The sequence below is a fragment of the Comamonas faecalis genome (assembly GCF_039538025.1).
Taxonomy (GTDB): domain Bacteria; phylum Pseudomonadota; class Gammaproteobacteria; order Burkholderiales; family Burkholderiaceae_C; genus Comamonas_C; species Comamonas_C faecalis.
This window is the reverse complement of sequence record NZ_BAABBP010000047.1, coordinates 1-16,962: the sequence shown is the minus strand read 5'-3', so window position 1 is coordinate 16,962 and position 16,962 is coordinate 1. Positions and strand designations below refer to the sequence as shown.

General features: G+C 63.3%; 16 protein-coding genes. 14 read left to right on the top strand and 2 right to left on the bottom strand.

Translation table 11 applies throughout. The features are described from left to right. Nucleotides 1-382 precede the first annotated feature (382 nt). The 5 genes from ABD767_RS16655 to hemP all read left to right on the top strand — a co-directional run bounded on the left by ABD767_RS16655 (nt 383) and on the right by hemP (nt 2,998). Nucleotides 383-610, top strand: coding sequence for a (2Fe-2S)-binding protein (locus ABD767_RS16655; protein WP_103046078.1), 228 nt, complete (start codon nt 383-385; stop codon nt 608-610). Nucleotides 611-735: 125 nt separating this feature from the next. Further along, nucleotides 736-1,533 (top strand): energy transducer TonB, encoded by a 798-nt coding sequence (locus ABD767_RS16650; RefSeq protein WP_103046077.1) that lies wholly within the window; start codon nt 736-738, stop codon nt 1,531-1,533. Nucleotides 1,534-1,551: 18 nt separating this feature from the next. After that, nucleotides 1,552-2,268: a MotA/TolQ/ExbB proton channel family protein gene (locus tag ABD767_RS16645; RefSeq protein WP_103046076.1), complete on the top strand. Its 717-nt coding sequence runs from the start codon at nt 1,552-1,554 to the stop codon at nt 2,266-2,268. A gap of 6 nt (nt 2,269-2,274) precedes the next feature. Continuing rightward, the gene (locus ABD767_RS16640; RefSeq protein ID WP_103046075.1) at nt 2,275-2,685 is read left to right on the top strand and encodes a biopolymer transporter ExbD; all 411 of its coding nucleotides are present in this window, start codon (nt 2,275-2,277) and stop codon (nt 2,683-2,685) included. A 202-nt stretch (nt 2,686-2,887) separates the two neighbouring features. Next, nucleotides 2,888-2,998 (top strand): hemin uptake protein HemP, encoded by a 111-nt coding sequence (gene hemP, locus ABD767_RS16635; protein ID WP_425549937.1) that lies wholly within the window; start codon nt 2,888-2,890, stop codon nt 2,996-2,998. Nucleotides 2,999-3,107: 109 nt separating this feature from the next. Here the strand turns inward: hemP and ABD767_RS16630 are convergent, their stop codons facing one another. Then, nucleotides 3,108-4,124, bottom strand: coding sequence for a COX15/CtaA family protein (locus ABD767_RS16630; protein ID WP_344869967.1), 1,017 nt, complete (start codon nt 4,122-4,124; stop codon nt 3,108-3,110). A 187-nt stretch (nt 4,125-4,311) separates the two neighbouring features. On the opposite strand from ABD767_RS16630, the gene ABD767_RS16625 reads away from it, so the two are divergent. The 9 genes from ABD767_RS16625 to ABD767_RS16585 are packed head-to-tail and all read left to right on the top strand — an operon-like array spanning nt 4,312 to nt 14,041. After that, complete coding sequence (locus ABD767_RS16625) at nt 4,312-4,467, top strand: hypothetical protein (RefSeq protein WP_344869966.1); 156 nt, start codon at nt 4,312-4,314, stop codon at nt 4,465-4,467. Nucleotides 4,468-4,485: 18 nt separating this feature from the next. Next, nucleotides 4,486-5,025, top strand: a complete 540-nt coding sequence (locus tag ABD767_RS16620) for a cupredoxin domain-containing protein (RefSeq protein ID WP_103046073.1) — start codon at nt 4,486-4,488, stop codon at nt 5,023-5,025. Between the two features lie 16 nt (nt 5,026-5,041). After that, entirely contained in the window at nt 5,042-6,742 is a 1,701-nt protein-coding gene (locus ABD767_RS16615; RefSeq protein ID WP_103046072.1) for a cbb3-type cytochrome c oxidase subunit I, read from the top strand. 20 nt (nt 6,743-6,762) lie between these two features. Further along, complete coding sequence (gene cyoE / locus ABD767_RS16610; RefSeq protein WP_103046080.1) at nt 6,763-7,662, top strand: heme o synthase; 900 nt, start codon at nt 6,763-6,765, stop codon at nt 7,660-7,662. A 12-nt stretch (nt 7,663-7,674) separates the two neighbouring features. After that, nucleotides 7,675-8,550 (top strand): SCO family protein, encoded by an 876-nt coding sequence (locus ABD767_RS16605; RefSeq protein ID WP_344869965.1) that lies wholly within the window; start codon nt 7,675-7,677, stop codon nt 8,548-8,550. 14 nt (nt 8,551-8,564) lie between these two features. Beyond that, the gene (locus tag ABD767_RS16600) at nt 8,565-10,148 is read left to right on the top strand and encodes a hydrogenase iron-sulfur subunit (protein WP_103046071.1); all 1,584 of its coding nucleotides are present in this window, start codon (nt 8,565-8,567) and stop codon (nt 10,146-10,148) included. After that, nucleotides 10,145-10,648, top strand: coding sequence for a hypothetical protein (locus ABD767_RS16595; RefSeq protein ID WP_103046070.1), 504 nt, complete (start codon nt 10,145-10,147; stop codon nt 10,646-10,648). Before ABD767_RS16600 ends, ABD767_RS16595 begins: the two co-directional genes overlap by 4 nt. Beyond that, nucleotides 10,645-12,084, top strand: a complete 1,440-nt coding sequence (locus tag ABD767_RS16590; protein ID WP_103046069.1) for a cbb3-type cytochrome c oxidase subunit I — start codon at nt 10,645-10,647, stop codon at nt 12,082-12,084. Before ABD767_RS16595 ends, ABD767_RS16590 begins: the two co-directional genes overlap by 4 nt. Nucleotides 12,085-12,094: 10 nt before the next feature. Beyond that, nucleotides 12,095-14,041, top strand: coding sequence for a cytochrome b N-terminal domain-containing protein (locus tag ABD767_RS16585; protein ID WP_103046068.1), 1,947 nt, complete (start codon nt 12,095-12,097; stop codon nt 14,039-14,041). A gap of 292 nt (nt 14,042-14,333) precedes the next feature. Here the strand turns inward: ABD767_RS16585 and ABD767_RS16580 are convergent, their stop codons facing one another. Then, nucleotides 14,334-16,568 (bottom strand): NADP-dependent isocitrate dehydrogenase, encoded by a 2,235-nt coding sequence (locus tag ABD767_RS16580; protein WP_344869964.1) that lies wholly within the window; start codon nt 16,566-16,568, stop codon nt 14,334-14,336. Between the last annotated feature and the right edge of the window lie 394 nt (nt 16,569-16,962).

The window sequence follows — 16,962 nt, the reverse complement described above, 5'->3', positions numbered from 1 at the left end:
TCCTGGCCGCACTGCGGCTTTATTGCGCCCGATTCGGGCTGTCGATGCAGGCTGTCATTGCTGTGCTGCTCGCCGCTTCGCATGAGCACCAGCCTGCCGGCAGTTGAAAACGGAATTGTTCAGGGCGAACTCGTTACTTTGTGCTCCCGCCTCGTCGCACTGAGCGATCCTTCCCGCGTGAGGTCAAACGCTCTCGCAGCAAGTTCCCAACCAAAAAATGCCAGTCAGCAGGTTAACTGACTGGCATTGGGCTGCATGCCGGCTTTTTCATCTCCAGCGCCCATGCGACCGCACCCAGCGAGATACTGATGCATCAGCATTGCAAATGCGATGGATTCGCATTTATAATGCGCTCGTCTTTGAACATTTCGCATGTGCCGCCATGATCGTCTGTGTCTGCCACCGTATCTCTGACCGTGAAATCGCACGCCAGGTGCGTGCCGGTTTGAGCTTTGATGAAATCCAGTTGGAATTGGGTGTGGCTACGCAATGCGGATGTTGCGAAAGCAGCGCACGCGACGTTGTTGCACAATGCTGCGCCGCCAGCCCCATAGCAGCCATCCACAAGGGCGATACGCAGCATATGGCCTCGCTCCGGAGCGCGCCATGATGGCGTGGCTGTCCCTGGCTGGAAGTGCGCTCATCATCCTGTGCGCTGTCCGCTGGATTGTGAACCGCTGATTTCTCTTCGCCGCCGCGCCCCTGCTCACGCTCTTTACCGGGCGCCCTGTTTCCATGTCGTTCGAAACCACCTGCCCGCCCGTGGCCAGCTTTCGCCGCAATGCCACGATCGCCATGCTGGTGTTGGCGCTGCACGCACTGGCGTTGACCAGCCTCCAGGCTGGGCTCAAAAGCCCTTCCGTCGAGATCGTCGTACCGGTCGCCGTCATCAGCCGGCTCATCACGCCGGCAGCTGCGCCCGCGCCCGAGCCAGCGCCCCCGGCTCCGGTGCAACCGCCTGAGCCCAAGCCGGTACCGCCAAAACCCGCGCCTGAGTCCGTCAAACCCAAACCCGCGCCCCCCATCAAGCGCAAACCGATCGCGCCCGCGCCGCGTCCGGTCGAGCGCATCGACCCGGCACCAGCCATCGAAGTGCCAGTCAGTGAACCCACACCCGCCGTCGAGGAAGCCACGGCTGCTCCGGCGGTGGATACGCAGGCGAGCACTCAGCCGACCACCAAGCAACAACCCAGCCAGAGCAGCGCGTCCAACAGCGCCGCAGCAGCGACCGGAACTCCCGCCCCAGCGCTGACCCAGCCATCCAGCAGCGCCAGCTATTTGAACAACCCGCCCCCGGTCTACCCCGCAGTCAGCCGCCGTCTGGGCGAACAAGGCGCCGTGCTGCTCAATGTGCTGATCGGCACTGATGGGCGAGTGCAAAAAATCGAAGTCAAGCAATCTAGCGGCTTTGATCGCCTGGATCGGCAGGCGCTGAGCACCGTCTCACGCTGGCGCTTCGTCCCAGGTACGCGCAACGGTACACCCGAAGCCATGTGGTACCAGCAACCCATCCATTTCGTTCTCACTCAATAATCATCTGCAGGAGTTTTCATGGAATCGCAATTTGGCCTCGCCAACGTCTGGATTCAGGGTGACTGGGTCACCCGCGGAACTGCACTGATACTGCTGCTCATGTCCGTGGCGTCCTGGGTGGTCATCCTGATCAAGGCACTGGACATCGTGCGTTACAAACGCGACGCACGCGCCGCACGCGACTTCTGGCACAGCGAGGACTTTGCCGCCGGTCTGAGCAAGCTTGGCGCCGACCCGAGCAACCCCTTCCGCCATCTGGCCCTGGAAGGGCGCGAAGCCACGGCGCACCATCGCAACACCCAGGAACACCTGCACGACAGCCTGGACGTAAGCGACTGGATCACCCGCTGCCTGCGCAACACCATCGACGAATTCACGGCCCGCCTGCAATCGGGCTTGGCCATCCTGGCCTCGGTGGGCTCCACCGCTCCATTCATTGGCCTTTTCGGCACGGTCTGGGGCATTTACCACGCGCTGGCCGCCATCGGCGCATCGGGGCAGTCGACCATCGACAAGGTCGCTGGCCCCATTGGCGAAGCGTTGATCATGACTGCGCTGGGCCTGGCCGTGGCCATTCCTGCGGTGCTCGGCTACAACGCGCTGGTACGGGGCAACAAGTTCATTCTCAGCCAGCTCAACAGCTTTGCCCATGGCCTGCATGCATACTTCGTCACCGGCGCGCGCGTGAACGTTCCAGGCGAGGCAGGCAAGGTCGTCCCGATGAAGAAAGGCTGATGCGCCATGGCTTTCGGAACCCAGGACGAATCCGATGAGGTGATGAATGAAATCAACATGACGCCGCTGGTGGACGTCATGCTGGTTTTGCTCATCATCTTCATCATCACCGTGCCAGTAATGAAACATGCCGTGCCGGTAGACTTGCCGCGCGCGAGCAACGAGCGCGAAATCATCCAGCCGGAGACCATCCGCCTGTCGGTGACCGCCGATGGCGTGTACCACTGGAACGAGCGCACCCTCTCCGATGAGGAGCTTGAACCACTGCTGCAGGCCGAGGCGCAAAAAATTCCGCAACCCGACCTGCATATCCAGGGCGACAAAGATGTGCGCTACGAGCGCGTGGCGCAGCTCATGTCCGCCCTGCAGCGCGCCGGCCTGCACAAAATCGGCTTCGTGACCGAGCCCAATCCCTGAATCCAATTGAGCCATGGATGGTTACATTGGAATCGATAAAAATCCGTTGACTTATTGATGATAATGATTATCATTAGCGCATCAGAATCAACGACGCATCAACGGTTTCATCGTCATGACCAATCTCTACTCGAATCGATTTGAAACCCTTCCCATCATGGTGTCGCATGGAGTCACAACGCCGAACAGCCCGGAACGGGTGATGCACAGCGAAACCTTGATGCAGGGACGCAAGGTCATGACCATCGTGCACAACGGCCGCGTCTACCGGCTGCAGACCACCAAGCAGGGCAAGCTGATCCTGACCAAGTAAAGATCATCGTGGGGCGACTCGTGGATCACAAGATCCCAAGAGTCGATTGGCCAGCCAACGAGGAGCACCTCGCGTAGCCAGGCTTTTTTTCATCCCGCACAACAGTTTCCTAGCGTTCCACCCGCACGGTCTGGGCCGCAAGCAGTGCCAGCAACGCGGCCGCCAGCAGGTTGTGCAGCAAGACGAGTGGTAGCGGCTGCTGCCAGGCAACCACCACCAATCCAACCAACGGCTGCAGCGCAGCCAGCAGCGCCACGGCGGCTGCCACGCCCCGTCGGTCGGCCCGCCACAGACGCCAGGAAAACGCCCACAGTACCGCCACCAGTGCCACGCCAGCGATGCGGTGGGCGAGTTGCAGGAAAGCCCCCTGCTCCTGCGTCAGCGCCGTCGCCGACGGCGAGACCCAGGACAGCAGTGCCCCCAACCCGCCCGATGCATCCGCCACGCAAGCGCCAAAGACGGGACAGCTCAAGCCTGCATGCCGGGCGCTGACCAGACCGCCCAGCAGCACCTGCAAGCAGATCAGCAGCATGCATATCCATGCGCCCATCATGCCGCCACGCATGCTTTGCGCGCGGCTCCCACCTGCGACGCACACCAGGCGGATCGCCAGGGCAAACATCAGCAGCCCGGCAAGCAAATTTCCCAGCACCACCCCGGGCAGACCGGGTTGCGCAGACCAACGCCCCAACACGGCCAGAAAAATCGCCAGAACCAGCAGGATCAGCGTACCGCGTGACTCTGACCACAAGCGCGGCGTGGACGTTGCCGACACGACCAGCATCAGAAGCAGCACCAGCAAAGTAGCGCTTGCTACCACCCGGTGCACCAGTTTCAAGGCTGCTGGCGTTTGCGCCGGCGCCGGTGTGGCCGTGCCATCCGCACCCAGTGCCTGCACCTGGCATTGAGGCCATGGCGCGCAACGGACGGCCTCCTTGGACAGGCGCATATAAGCGCTCAAACTGATGATGCACAGCATCAGCGCAGCGCACAGCCACGCCATGCGGCGCACCAGATGGCGCCGCCGCTGCAGCAAAGCAAGGTCGCAATCCATGTTTCCAATCCCCCTGAGTTTGTCTTGTGGTGAAAAGGCTGCAGAAAAAATCAGCGTGGCTTTCAATGCCATTCATCGAAAAAACCGTTTCGATTGAACATTTTTTGATAGCACCTCCCAGCCCGATGCGATCGTCAGGACTTCTCACTCTGCCTTTGGCAGGCTAAAGTTCCGTCAAATGTTTGATCCATGTCACGAACACTTGATGACAAAGGTCAACAATTACGTGTCTTAACCGGTAACTTCCAAGGAGTGAACGATGAGTCACCACGACGACGAAAACGAGAAAGTCCCGCTGATGCAGCAACTGCTGGACAACCCTTTTCTGCTGCTGTTCCTGGGCGTGATGATTCCGATGATTGTCTACAACCTGTGGGGCTTCATCGACGTTCTGACCATTCCCGTCGCCAAATAAAAACTGAGGAGACTCAACATGAGTGCAATCCTGCCGCCTTCGGAGAGGTTGTGGTGGAAACACCCGCTGGATCGTCTGGAAGCCATCTGGATCGCCATCGCCTTCATCTGGTGCATGGTGATGTTTTTCATGATGGTGTTCTGGCACGTCTACGGCAAGCAAAACCTGTCAACCGAGACCTACAAGGTCGACGTCGGCCAGTTTACCGAGCGCACCCAGGCCTTTGTCGACAAATACACGGTTCGCACCGAAACCGAGCAGGAAGTGCCGGTCGTCGCTCCGCCCGAGGGCGAGGACATCTACTTGATTGGACGCCTATGGAACTGGTGGCCCATTCTCGAGCTGGAAAAGGGCAAGACCTACAAGCTTCACATGACCTCGATGGACTACAACCACGGCTTCTCGCTGCAGCCCAACAACATCAACATCCAGGTGGTGCCCGGCTATGAGCACGTGATCAAGATCACGCCCAACGAATCGGGCATGTACTCCATCGTGTGCAATGAGTTTTGCGGCATTGGTCACCACGAGATGGTCGGCCGCCTGTACGTAAAGTAATGCAGGGGGAGACAACATGACCACACAAACCACATACCGCACCTGCCCACGATCGGGCCTGCAATTCGAAGCCCAGGCGGAAAGCCTGATCAAGGCCAACGCCGTCACCGCCGTCGTCGCCCTGCTGGTCGGCGGCCTGCTGGCCATCGGCGTCGTGCTCACGCGCTGGCCCGCCGTGCACTGGCTGCCGGCCGACACCTTCTACATGGTGCTGACGGCCCATGGTCTGGACATGCTGATCTACTGGCTGATCTTCTTCGAGATCGCCATCCTGTACTTCGCCGCATCGACCTTGCTGCGCTGTCGCATCGCCACGCCCAAGATCGCCTGGCTGGCATACGCGCTAATGCTGATCGGCGCGGTCATCAACAACGTGGCCGTCTTCCAGGGCGAGTCCAGCGTGATGATGACCTCCTACGTGCCGATGATGGCGCACTGGACGTTCTACTTCGGCATCGTCCTGTTTGCCGTCGGCGCGCTCATCGCCTGCTTCGTGTTCTTCGGCACGCTCGTCGTCGCCAAGCGCGAGAACACCTACGAAGGCTCGGTGCCGCTGGTCACCTTCGGTGCCATCACCGCCGCCATCATCGCCGTGTTCACGCTCAGCTCGGGTGCCATCATCCTGGTGCCGACGCTGTTCCTGTCGCTGGGCTGGATCGATAACGTCGACCCACTGGCCTACCGCATCATCTGGTGGGCGCTGGGCCACTCCTCGCAGCAGATCAACGTGGCAGCCCATATTTCGGTGTGGTATGCCGTCGCCGCCATCGCGCTGGGCGCCAAGCCCATGTCCGAGCGCGTCAGCCGCGGCGCCTTCCTGCTGTACATCCTGTTCCTGCAGCTGGCAAGTGCGCACCACATCCTCGCCGATCCCGGCGTGAGCACTGAGTGGAAGATCGTAAACACCAGCTACTTCATGTACTTTGCCGTGCTGGCGTCGATGATCCACGCACTGTCGATTCCCGGCGCCATGGAAGTGGCCCAGCGTGCCAAAGGCTTCAACAAGGGCCTGTTCGAGTGGCTGCGCAAGGCGCCCTGGGGCAACCCGACGTTCTCCTCCGTGTTCATCTCACTCGTGGGCTTCGGCTTCCTGGGCGGCATCACCGGCGTGATGATGGGTACCGAGCAGCTGAACCTGCTGATCCACAACACCATCTATGTACCCGGACACTTCCACGCCACCGTGGTGATCGGCACGACGCTGACCTTCATGGGCCTGACCTACTTCCTGATCCCGGTGCTGTTCCGCCGCGAGATGATCAATCCCGGCCTGGCCAAGATCCAGCCCTACCTGTTCGGCTTCACCATGTACTTCTTTTGCCTGGTGATGATGGGAGCGGGCACGCTGGGCGTCTCGCGCCGCCACTGGGACATGGCCTTCAGCGGCAACGCGCTGGCCTATGAGTGGCCGGGCGCTGCCTACCTGATGATGGGCCTGGTCGGCATCAGCGGCGTGATCGCCATCTTCGGCGGCGCGATCTTCATCTACATCACCGTGGGCTCGCTGCTGTGGGGCAAGCGCCTGGACGCTGGCGCCACCAGCCCGAAGTTCACGCGCCTGATGCGCGCAGCCCCCACGCCTCCGCTGCAGACCTACGGCTCGGCCGGCTTCGTCGCTCCCGGTACCTTCGTGCTGGCCATGGTCTTCCTGCTGGCCTTCATCCTGTACTACTTCGTCAACTGGAAGTACCTCAGCCAGCTGTGGGGCCTGAGCTGATCGAGGAGAAAGTGCGCGCAATGCATACGACCTCGATGCAGGCCACCGGGCGCGGCATGGTGCAGGTGACGCGTGACGTCATCTCCCTGTTCAAGCTGCGCATCGGTGTGCTGATCATGATCACCGCACTGGTGGGCATGGCGATCACGCCCGGCCCATCGGTTACCTGGCTGCAGGTGCTGGTGCTGGCGCTGTCGGTCCTGACGGCGTCGGCCAGTGCGGGGGCATTCAATCAGTATGTGGAGTACCAGAGCGATCGCCTGATGAAGCGCACGGCCCGCCGTGCCTTCGTCACCGGCGCGCTGCCTCACCACCCGGGCTGGCTTGCGCTGATGGCGCTGATGCTGGCCGCCGCGGTGACGGCGGCCTGGACGGCCTTCAACGGCGCAGCGGCCCTGCACGTCTTTCTGGGCGCCTTCTTCTATGGCGTGGTCTACACGCTGTGGCTCAAGCGCCGCACCTCGATGAACATCGTCATTGGCGGGCTGGCCGGCAGCTTTGCCGTGCTCGCGGGCGCAGCGGCCGTGGATCCGGGCATCAGCCCTCTGCCCTGGTTGCTGGCGCTGGTGCTGTTCTTGTGGACGCCGCCGCACTTCTGGAGCCTGGCGATTGCCAACAGCGATGACTACGCCAAGGCCGGCGTACCGATGCTGCCCGTGGTCGTCGGCCCCCAACGCGCGGCGCAGGCGGTGCTCATCAGCACCGTAGCGCTATTCGTCGCATCGCTGCTGCCCCTGCTCTATGGCGCGGGCTGGGTCTACGCGCTCGGCGCGCTCGCCGGCGGCCTGCACTTCGTGCACAAATCGTGGCTGCTGGTGCGCAACCCCGTGCGCGCCACGGCCATGGCGTCGTTCTTCGCATCCCTCATCCAACTGAGCGTTCTTCTGGCGGCCGCCAGTATCGACGCCGCCATTCGCTAGGAGGGCCGGGGCGTGGGCAGGTGGATCAAGCGCAGCGGGCGCCAGGCAATCCAGTGGCTGCCAGGCCTGGCTCTGCTGCTGGCCCTGGCAACGGTGATGGTGAGCCCATCCCCGGCCAGCGCGCAGGGCAAGGGGCTGGATCGCGAAGCCGCCCTGCAGTTGAGCAAGGAAGCCGTCGGCCAGCGCGTGGGCGAGCACGTCCTGCTCAATCGTGACGGCCGCCCGGTCTCGCTGGCCTCTTTTCGCGGCAAGCCGCTGCTGGTGAGTTTCATCTATACCGGTTGCTTCCAGATCTGCCCGACGACCACCAAGTCGCTGCAGGAGACGGTGCGCGAGCTGCGCAAGAGCCTGGGCGACAACCAGTTCAACGTCGTCAGCATCGGCTTCAACCAGCCGGCCGACTCACCGCAGGCCATGAAGGCCTTTGCCACGCAAAACGGCATCAACCAGCCCAACTGGGACTTTCTGAGCCCCCCCATGGCCATCGTCCCCGCGCTGGCCGCGAACTTCGGCTTCGCCTTCGAGGCCACCCCGGCGGGCTTTGACCACGTGCTGCAGGTGTCGGTGCTGGACGCCGACGGGCGCATCGTGCACCAGGTCTACGGCATCGAGATCACGCCGGGTGACCTGGGCGAGCCGCTCAAGATGCTGCTGGCGGGCAAGCCCTTCAGTCCGGCCAATAGCCTGCTGAGCAACCTCAAGGACAGAGTCCGCATCATGTGCACCGTCTATGACCCCAAGACCGGCGCCTACAAGGTCGACTACACGCTGCCCATCCAGATCGCCGGGGGCGTGACCTTTTTCATCGTGATGCTCGCCTTCTTCATCAACGAATTGCGCTCCAGCCGCAAACGCACCCATGGCAAAGGGGGGCGCGGCGCCGTTTGACGCACGCCAGCCCCATGGCCTCGCCCGCAACAGCCACCCTTGCCCGCGGCGGCATACATTTCACAACCGCCTCCTCGGCGTCGCGCGGCGCCGCCGCATGGCGCGCGCTGGAGCACGCCCTGGACGGGCTGTGCGGCCCGCAGGCCAACCCGCTCAAGCACCTGGGTGCGCTGGCGGTCTGGCTGCTGTGGCTGCTGATGGCCTCGGGCGTCATCCTCTACATCCTGCTGGACACCTCCGCCGCCGGAGCCTACACGTCGATCGCCGCCCTGGCCGACACGCCCTGGCGGCTGGGCGACCTGCTGCGCGGCACGCACCGCTACGCCACCGACGCCTTCGCCATCGTCCTGGCCGTGCATGTCGTGCGCGAATGGGCGCTGGGGCATTTCAAGCACTTCCGGCGCATGCCGTGGATCACCGGCGTGCCACTGGTCGCACTGTTCTTCATCAGCGCGATCAACGGCTTCTGGCTGAACTGGGATCGCCTGGGCCAGTACTCCGTGACCAGCACCGCCGAGTGGCTGGACGCATTGCCACTGTTCGCCTCGCCGCTGGCGCGCAACTTCCTGGATGCCGCCAGCCTGGGCGACCGCCTGCTCACCCTGTTCGTCTTCATGCACATCGGCGTGCCGCTGCTGCTGGTCTTCGGCCTGTGGTTCCACATCCAGCGCATTGCACACGCGCACATCATGCCGCCGCGCGCGCTGGCCTGGGGCAGCCTGCTGGTCTTGCTGCTGCTCAGCCTGGCGCTTCCGGTGCGCAGCCAGGGCCCGGCCGACCTAGCGAGCGCCCCCGGCGCGCTGGCACTGGACTGGTTCGTGCTGTTCATCCATCCGCTGGTCGACGCCACATCGCCCTGGACGGGCTGGGCGCTGGTGCTGGCCGCGTTCAGCTTGCTCATGCTGCCGGTGCTGCTGCCCGCCGGTACCCGGCCACCCGTGGCCGTCGTCTACCCTGAGCACTGCAGCGGCTGCATGCGCTGCTTCGACGACTGCCCCTACTCTGCCATCACCATGGTGCCCCACGCCAATGGACGCGCCAGCATGCGCATGGCTGCCGTGGACGCCGACCTGTGCGCCAGCTGCGGCATCTGCGCGGGCTCCTGCCCGTCATCGACGCCGTTTCGCAGCACCGAGCAACTGGTCACCGGCATCGACATGCCGCAGTTGCCCATAGACGCGTTGCGGCGCACGCTGGAGCAAGGCCTGCAGGCATTGCCCGGCCCCCGTCGGTACGTGGTCTTTGGTTGCGACCAGGGGGTACAAACCCGCATACTCGCGCCAGACGTACTGCAATGCGGCCTGATCTGTGCCGGCATGCTTCCACCCTCTTTCATCGAATATGCGTTGCGCGCAGGCGCCGATGGCGTGCTTGTCGCGGGCTGCCGTGAAGGTGGCTGCGAGTTTCGCCTGGGTCAGCGCTGGACGCACGAGCGACTGACGGGCCTGCGCGCGCCGCAACTGCGCGGCTCGGTACCCGCAAGCCGCTGGCATGCCACCTGGGTCGATCACGCAGATGCGCCCGCCTTGCTGGCCGCCGTACAAAACCTACGCAGGGCCGAGCACGCCCCGCCTGTTGCCGAGGAGAAGATTGAATGAACCGTGCACTCAACTGGACCGGGCAGGCTCTGCTCTATGGCTGCTTTGCCGTCGCCATTGCCGTGTTCACCCGCTGGCCCGTCTACCATCCGCTTGGCCCGGACATGGCGCAAATCAAGGTCAGCTTCATACACCACGGACAGCGCCTGGCCGAATGCCGGCCCTACACCGAGGAAGAAAAAGCCAAGATGGCACCAAACATGCGCAGGGCAATGAAGTGCGAACGCGAGCGCTCGCCGGTCAGCATCGAGGTGGATCTGGACGGCAAGACGGTGCTGCAGCGCACCGCAGCGCCGGCTGGACTGTCGCGCGACGGTTCTTCTACCGTATACCAGCGGCTAGACGTTCCGGCCGGCGAGCACCAGATCACGGTGCGCCTGAACGATAGCGCACAGACCGGTGACTTCGCCTACCAGCGCGAGGAAACGATCCACCTCAAGCCGGCGCAGGTGCTGGTGGTTGACTTCAACCTGGACAAGGGAGGCATCGTCCTGCAATGAACCCTCGCACTCCCACACTCAACGGCCTGTCGCACACCGCCGCGCCTCCGCCGCCCGCAGCACGCACGGGCAGCAGCTACCAGCTTCACCTAGCGCAAGACGCGCGCCTGTCGCTGGCACGCGGCTGGCTGTGGCTGGGGTTGGCCGCGCTGGTCGGCTCGGGCATCTTCTCCATCCTGCTGGTGCTCTCGCGCACACCTTACGTTAACCAGTGGCTGCCCGCGGCCAATTTTTTCCACATCTCGCTGGTGCTGCACGTGGATCTTTCGGTATTGGTATGGTTCGTCGCCATGGCTGGGCTGCTGTGGAGCCTGCACGGCAGCGCCCGCGCGCGCGCCCTGGGCTGGACCGGGCTGTGGGTCACGGCGGCGGGCACGCTGGCCATGGCGCTGTCGCCCTTTCTCGACCCGGGCGAGCCGGTCATGGCCAACTACATTCCGGTGCTCGAATCCCCCCTGTTCCTGGCCGGCCTGGTGGTCTTTGCGCTGGGCAGCACGGTGCTGGTGGCGCGCAGCCTGCTGGCCTCGCCCGTGCTGGGGTTGCAATACGACGGGCGCGGCGCGCTGCATTTCGGCCTGAACGCGGCGGCCATTGCCGCGGCCATGGCGTTGATCAGCTTTGCCTGGTCCTGGCTGCAGACGCCGCAGGGGCTCGATACCAAGACCTATTACGAAATCCTGTTCTGGGGCGGCGGCCACGCGCTGCAGTTCACCTGGACGCTGATGATGCTGGTGGCCTGGCTGTGGCTGGCCAGCGCATGCGGCGCGCGCCTGGTGCTGTCGCCGCGCGTCGCGGTGCTCATGCTGCTGCTGGCGCTGGTCGGCGTGTTCATCGTCCCATACGCCCATCTGGCATACGACGTCACCTCGGTCGAGTACCGCAACCTGCTGACCTGGGGAATGCGCCTGGGCGGTGGCCCGGCTATCGTGCCCATCGGGCTGGCCGTGGTTGCCGCGGCGCTGACCACCCGCCTGCGCGACGATGCCATGCGCCCGCTGCGCGCGGCCCTGCTCTCATCGGTGCTGCTGTTCACTGCTGGCGGCGTCATCGGCGTGATCATCAATGGCAGCAACGTGCGCATCCCGGCGCATTACCACGGCTGCATCGTCGGCGTCACGCTGGCGCTGATGGGCGCGGTCTACCGTATCCTGCCGGCGCTGGGCCACCCGGCGCCGCAGGGGCGGCTGGCCACCTGGCAGCCCTGGCTGTACGGCATCGGGCAGTTGATGCACATCATCGGCCTGGTGTGGTCCGGCGGCTACGGCGTGCAGCGCAAGGTTGCCGGCAGCGAGCAGGTGCTGCGCAGCACCGCCGAGATCGCCGGCATGGGCCTGATGGGCCTGGGCGGCCTGGTCGCCATCATCGGCGGCCTGCTGTTCATCGTGGTCGTCGTCCGCACGATGCGCCAGAGCGCGGCAACAACGCGCAACGTTTGAGGGAGTCTCCATGATCGCAACCATCCAGAACGTTCTCCAGTGGCTTTTCCTGCGCATGGAGGACTTGTTCAACAAGGCCTTTGGCGACCGCATCAACCCCTTCTACCACCTGGGCGCCATCACCTTCTTCCTGTTCTGGGTGATCGGCGGCACCGGCCTGTACCTGTATGTTTTCTTCGAGACCGGCATCCCCGCGGCCTACGACTCGGTCGTCACGCTGAGCACCAGCCAGTGGTGGTTGGGCGGCATCATGCGCAGCGTGCACCGCTATGCGTCCGACGCCATGGTGCTGACCATGTTTTTGCACATGTTGCGCTACTTCGCGTTCAACCGCTTTCGCGGCCTGCGCGCGTTCTCCTGGATCACCGGGGTAATGCTGATCTGGATGGTCTATGTCTCGGGCATCAACGGCTACATGCTGCCCTGGGACCAGCTCGCGCAGTACGTCACCGTCACCAGCTTCGAATGGCTGGACTGGCTGCCCATGTTCAGCGGCTCGCTGATGCGCAACTTCATCTATTCCGACCACGTGGGTAGCCGCTTCTTCACGCTGCTGTCGTTCATGCACGTGGGCATTCCGCTGGTCGTGCTGATGCTGATGTGGATCCACGTGCAGCGCGTTCCCAAGGCGCGCACCACGCCACCGCGCCCCATCGTCTACGGCCTGCTGGCGACGATGCTGGTGCTGTCGCTGGTCGTGCCCGCGCACAGCCAAGGCGGCGTGAGCAACCTGGCCGTCGCGGCCACCAGCATCCACCTGGACTGGTTCTACATGGCCGCATTCCCGCTGCTGACCGAGTGGCCTTTGCAATGGGTCTGGCTGTTGCTGGTGGGTGGCTCGGTCGTGCTCTACCTGATGCCGTGGATTCCGCCCAAGTTCGGCAAAAGCTCCAAGCACACGCACCAGGTCGTGATCCACGGCGAGCAAGGCGTCAGCGCCGAAATCACGGTGCGCGAGGGCGAGACCATTCTGGACGCCGGCCTGCGCGAAGGCCTGAACCTGGCCTATGACTGCCGCAACGGCGGCTGCGGCCTGTGCATCTGCAGCGTGGCGCAAGGCGGCTTCGAGCACCGGCCCTACCAGCTCAGCGCGCTGTCCAACGTCCAAAAAACCCAGGGCAAGGCGCTGATGTGCTGCGCATCGCCCATCCAGGACATGGCCATCGAGGTCGAGTATCCGATCGGCAGCAAGGTCATCAAGGGCCAGGAGGTGGTCTACACCGCCCACGTCGCGCAGATGCACCGACTGGCCGACGACGTGATGGAAGTCATCCTGCAACTGCCCGACGACCAGAAGATCGACTTCACCGCCGGCCAGTACATCAACATCCTGATCGGCGACGGCCACAAGCGTGCGTTCTCGTTTGCCAACCGCCCCGGCGCGGGTAGCCGCATCGAGCTGCACATTCGCAGGATGGAGGGCGGCGTCTTCACCACCCAGGTCTTCGAGTCGATGAAAGTGGGCGATGCCATCCACTTCGAAGGGCCGCGCGGCCAGTTCACGCTGCGCGAAAGCAGCTACCCCATTCTGTTCATCGCCGGTGCGACCGGCTTCGCACCAATCAAGAGCATCGTCGAGGATGCGTTCGCCCGCGGCATCCAGCGCCCGATGCGCCTGTACTGGGGCGTACGCCAGCGCAAGGACTTGTACATGCTCGACCTGTGCGAACAGTGGGCGCGCGAGCACGGCAACTTCACGGTCGTACCCGTGCTGTCCGAGCCGCACGTGGGCGACGACTGGAGCGGGCGCACCGGACTGGTTCACGAGGCCATGCTGGCCGACTTTGCCGACCTGAGCGGCTACGAGGTCTACCTGTGCGGCTCGGTGCGCATGGTCGAGACGGCAGTGCCGGCCTTCATCTCGCAGGGCCTGGACGAAAACTCCTGCTTCTCCGACGCCTTCCTGCCCGCAGCCGCGACGCAGGCGCCCGAACCTGAGTCCGTAGCGGCCGGTTGATCTGGGCCGCGGCAAGCCAAGCGGCGCAGTATCTACCAGCGAGTAATTCCATTTCTATATCGATCGAGTACGCGAAGGTGAAGCGCAGACAGTGCTGTAGCACGACAAGCGAAGCCGACAAAGTAATCGGTTGATATAGAAGTGGAATAACGCGGCTGCGCTGCAGCCGCGTTTTTGTACCGCAAGGCAGCCGTGGCACAGGCACGGACATAAAAAACGGCAGCTCCTTTGCGGGAACTGCCGAGTACTGCGGTACCGCGCGAATCAGCCGCGCATGTACTGCACTAGCGCATCATTGCAACGTCCCCAGCGCTGCGTTGAAGGTGCCGCTGGGACGCATGATCGCGTCGAGCTTGGCCGAATCGGGCAGGTAGTAGCCGCCGATGTCAACCGCCTTGCCCTGTACCCCATTGAGCTCATCGACGATCTTGACCTCATTGTCGGCCAGCTGCTTGGCCAGCGGGGCAAACTTGGCGGCCAGCGCCTTGTCCTCGGTCTGGGCGGCCAGCTCCTGCGCCCAGTACAGCGTCAGGTAGAACTGGCTGCCGCGGTTGTCGAGCTGGCCGGTCTTGGGCGACGGGCTCTTGTTGTTGTCCAGCAGCTTGCCCGTGGCGGCGTCCAGCGTGTGGGCCAGGATCTTGGCGTGCTCGTTGTGGTTCTTCAGCCCCAGGTCTTCCAGCGACACCGCCAGTGCCAGGAACTCGCCCAGCGAATCCCAGCGCAGATGGTTCTCCTCGGTGAGCTGCTGCACGTGCTTGGGCGCCGAGCCGCCTGCGCCCGTCTCGTACATGCCGCCGCCGGCCATCAGCGGCACGATGGACAGCATCTTGGCGCTGGTGCCCAGCTCCATGATGGGGAACAGGTCGGTCAGGTAGTCACGCAGGATGTTGCCGGTGGCGCTGATCGTGTCCTGGCCGCGGATCACGCGCTCGAGCGTGTAGCGCATGGCGCGCACCTGGCTCATGATCTGGATATCGAGGCCGGTGGTGTCGTGCTCGTGCAGATACATCTTGACCTTGGTGATCAGCTCACGCTCGTGCGGACGGTACGGATCGAGCCAGAAGACGACGGGCATGCCCGACTGGCGCGCGCGCGTGACCGCCAGCTTGACCCAGTCGCGGATCGGCGCGTCCTTCACCTGGCACATGCGCCAGATGTCACCGGCCTCCACGTTCTGCGAGAGCAGCACCTCGCCTGTCTCCAAGTCGGTGATGTTGGCCACGCCGTCCTCGGAAATTTCGAAGGTCTTGTCGTGGCTGCCGTATTCCTCAGCCTTCTGCGCCATCAGGCCGACGTTGGGCACCGTGCCCATGGTCTTGGGGTCGAATGCGCCGTGCCACTTGCAGAAGTTGATCATCTCCTGGTAGATGCGGGCAAAGGTCGATTCGGGCATCACCGCCTTGACGTCCTTGAGGCGCCCGTCCGCGCCCCACATCTTGCCGCCGTTCCTGATCATGGCCGGCATCGAAGCGTCGACGATGATGTCGTTGGGCGAGTGGAAGTTGGTAATGCCCTTGCTGGAGTCGACCATGGCCAGCTCGGGGCGGTTTTCGTGGCAGGCATGCAGGTCGGCCTTGATCTCGTCCTGCACGCTTTGCGGCAGCACGGCGATTTTCTCGTACAGATCGACCATGCCGTTGTTCACGTTCACGCCCAGTTCGTCGAACAGCTTTTGGTGCTTGGCAAACGCATCCTTGTAGAAAATCTTCACGCAGTGGCCGAACACGATGGGGTGTGAGACCTTCATCATCGTCGCCTTGACGTGCAGCGAGAACATCACGCCAGTCTTGCGCGCGTCCTCGATCTGCTTCTCATAGAAATCCACCAGCGCCTTCTTGCTCATGAACATCGAGTCGATGACCTCGCGATCCTGCAGGCCGACCTTGGGCTTGAGCACGATGGTTTTGCCAGCCTTGGTGATCAACTCCATCTTGACGTCGCGCGCCTTGTCCAGCGTCATCGACTTCTCGCCGTGATAGAAGTCGCCGTGCATCATGTGCGAGACATGCGAGCGTGACGCAGGGCTCCACTCGGCCATGCTGTGCGGGTGCTTGCGCGCGTATTCCTTGACCGCGCGCGGCGCTCGGCGGTCGGAGTTGCCCTCGCGCAGCACCGGATTGACCGCCGAGCCGATGCACTTGTTGTAGCGCGCGCGGATGTCCTTCTCCTCGTCCGTCTTGGGCTCTTCCGGGAAATCGGGAATCTTGTAACCCTTGGACTGCAGCTCGGCCACAGCCGCCTTGAGCTGCGAGACCGAGGCGCTGATGTTGGGCAGCTTGATGATGTTGGCGTCCGGCTGCAGCGTCTCCTTGCCGAGTTCGGACAAGGTATCGGGCACGCGCTGCGCATCGCTCAGGTATTCGGGAAACTGGCCCAGGATGCGGTTGGCCACCGAAATATCGCTTTCGACCACGTCAATACCCGCGGCGGCACCAAAGCTGCGCACGATGGGCAGAAACGAAGCCGTAGCCAGGCGCGGCGCCTCGTCGGTCAGGGTGTAGATGATGGTGGGTTTGCTGGTACTCATCGTACGTCTCTCCGATAGGTATGGGGGGTGTGCGCCGCTCACGCGAAGCGGTGCACCGTCATCCAACAGGACAGCGTACATTGTCCTCGACAGACCGCGCCAATTTCGTGTAATTTGCAATCAAATTTTGCGATGTGATAAATCAATTGCTTCTGAGCACATTTTTTTTGCAGTCTTGTACAAGACTGCAAACCATCCACGCAAGAAGCCACCAGGCCTGCAGAGCGACGCAAAAAACCCGCCTGCAAGGCGGGTCCAACGAACAAGATGAACCGCCCCGGGTTTTGAGGAGGCTCCAACACTTGAGAAGATGGAGCTATGACCAAGTCAAACAAGTTCTCACCCGAGGTCCGCGAGCGCGCCGTGCGCATGGTGCAGGAGCATCGAGCCGACT

What these genes read in the sequence shown, in the direction of transcription:
- ABD767_RS16655 (WP_103046078.1), top strand. Translation starts at nt 383, where the DNA reads ATGATCGTCTGTGTCTGCCACCGTATCTCTGACCGTGAAATCGCACGC.
- ABD767_RS16650 (WP_103046077.1), top strand. Translation starts at nt 736, where the DNA reads ATGTCGTTCGAAACCACCTGCCCGCCCGTGGCCAGCTTTCGCCGCAAT.
- ABD767_RS16645 (WP_103046076.1), top strand. Translation starts at nt 1,552, where the DNA reads ATGGAATCGCAATTTGGCCTCGCCAACGTCTGGATTCAGGGTGACTGG.
- ABD767_RS16640 (WP_103046075.1), top strand. Translation starts at nt 2,275, where the DNA reads ATGGCTTTCGGAACCCAGGACGAATCCGATGAGGTGATGAATGAAATC.
- hemP (WP_425549937.1), top strand. Translation starts at nt 2,888, where the DNA reads ATGCACAGCGAAACCTTGATGCAGGGACGCAAGGTCATGACCATCGTG.
- ABD767_RS16630 (WP_344869967.1), bottom strand. Translation starts at nt 4,124, where the DNA reads ATGGCATTGAAAGCCACGCTGATTTTTTCTGCAGCCTTTTCACCACAA.
- ABD767_RS16625 (WP_344869966.1), top strand. Translation starts at nt 4,312, where the DNA reads ATGAGTCACCACGACGACGAAAACGAGAAAGTCCCGCTGATGCAGCAA.
- ABD767_RS16620 (WP_103046073.1), top strand. Translation starts at nt 4,486, where the DNA reads ATGAGTGCAATCCTGCCGCCTTCGGAGAGGTTGTGGTGGAAACACCCG.
- ABD767_RS16615 (WP_103046072.1), top strand. Translation starts at nt 5,042, where the DNA reads ATGACCACACAAACCACATACCGCACCTGCCCACGATCGGGCCTGCAA.
- cyoE (WP_103046080.1), top strand. Translation starts at nt 6,763, where the DNA reads ATGCATACGACCTCGATGCAGGCCACCGGGCGCGGCATGGTGCAGGTG.
- ABD767_RS16600 (WP_103046071.1), top strand. Translation starts at nt 8,565, where the DNA reads ATGGCCTCGCCCGCAACAGCCACCCTTGCCCGCGGCGGCATACATTTC.
- ABD767_RS16595 (WP_103046070.1), top strand. Translation starts at nt 10,145, where the DNA reads ATGAACCGTGCACTCAACTGGACCGGGCAGGCTCTGCTCTATGGCTGC.
- ABD767_RS16590 (WP_103046069.1), top strand. Translation starts at nt 10,645, where the DNA reads ATGAACCCTCGCACTCCCACACTCAACGGCCTGTCGCACACCGCCGCG.
- ABD767_RS16585 (WP_103046068.1), top strand. Translation starts at nt 12,095, where the DNA reads ATGATCGCAACCATCCAGAACGTTCTCCAGTGGCTTTTCCTGCGCATG.
- ABD767_RS16580 (WP_344869964.1), bottom strand. Translation starts at nt 16,568, where the DNA reads ATGAGTACCAGCAAACCCACCATCATCTACACCCTGACCGACGAGGCG.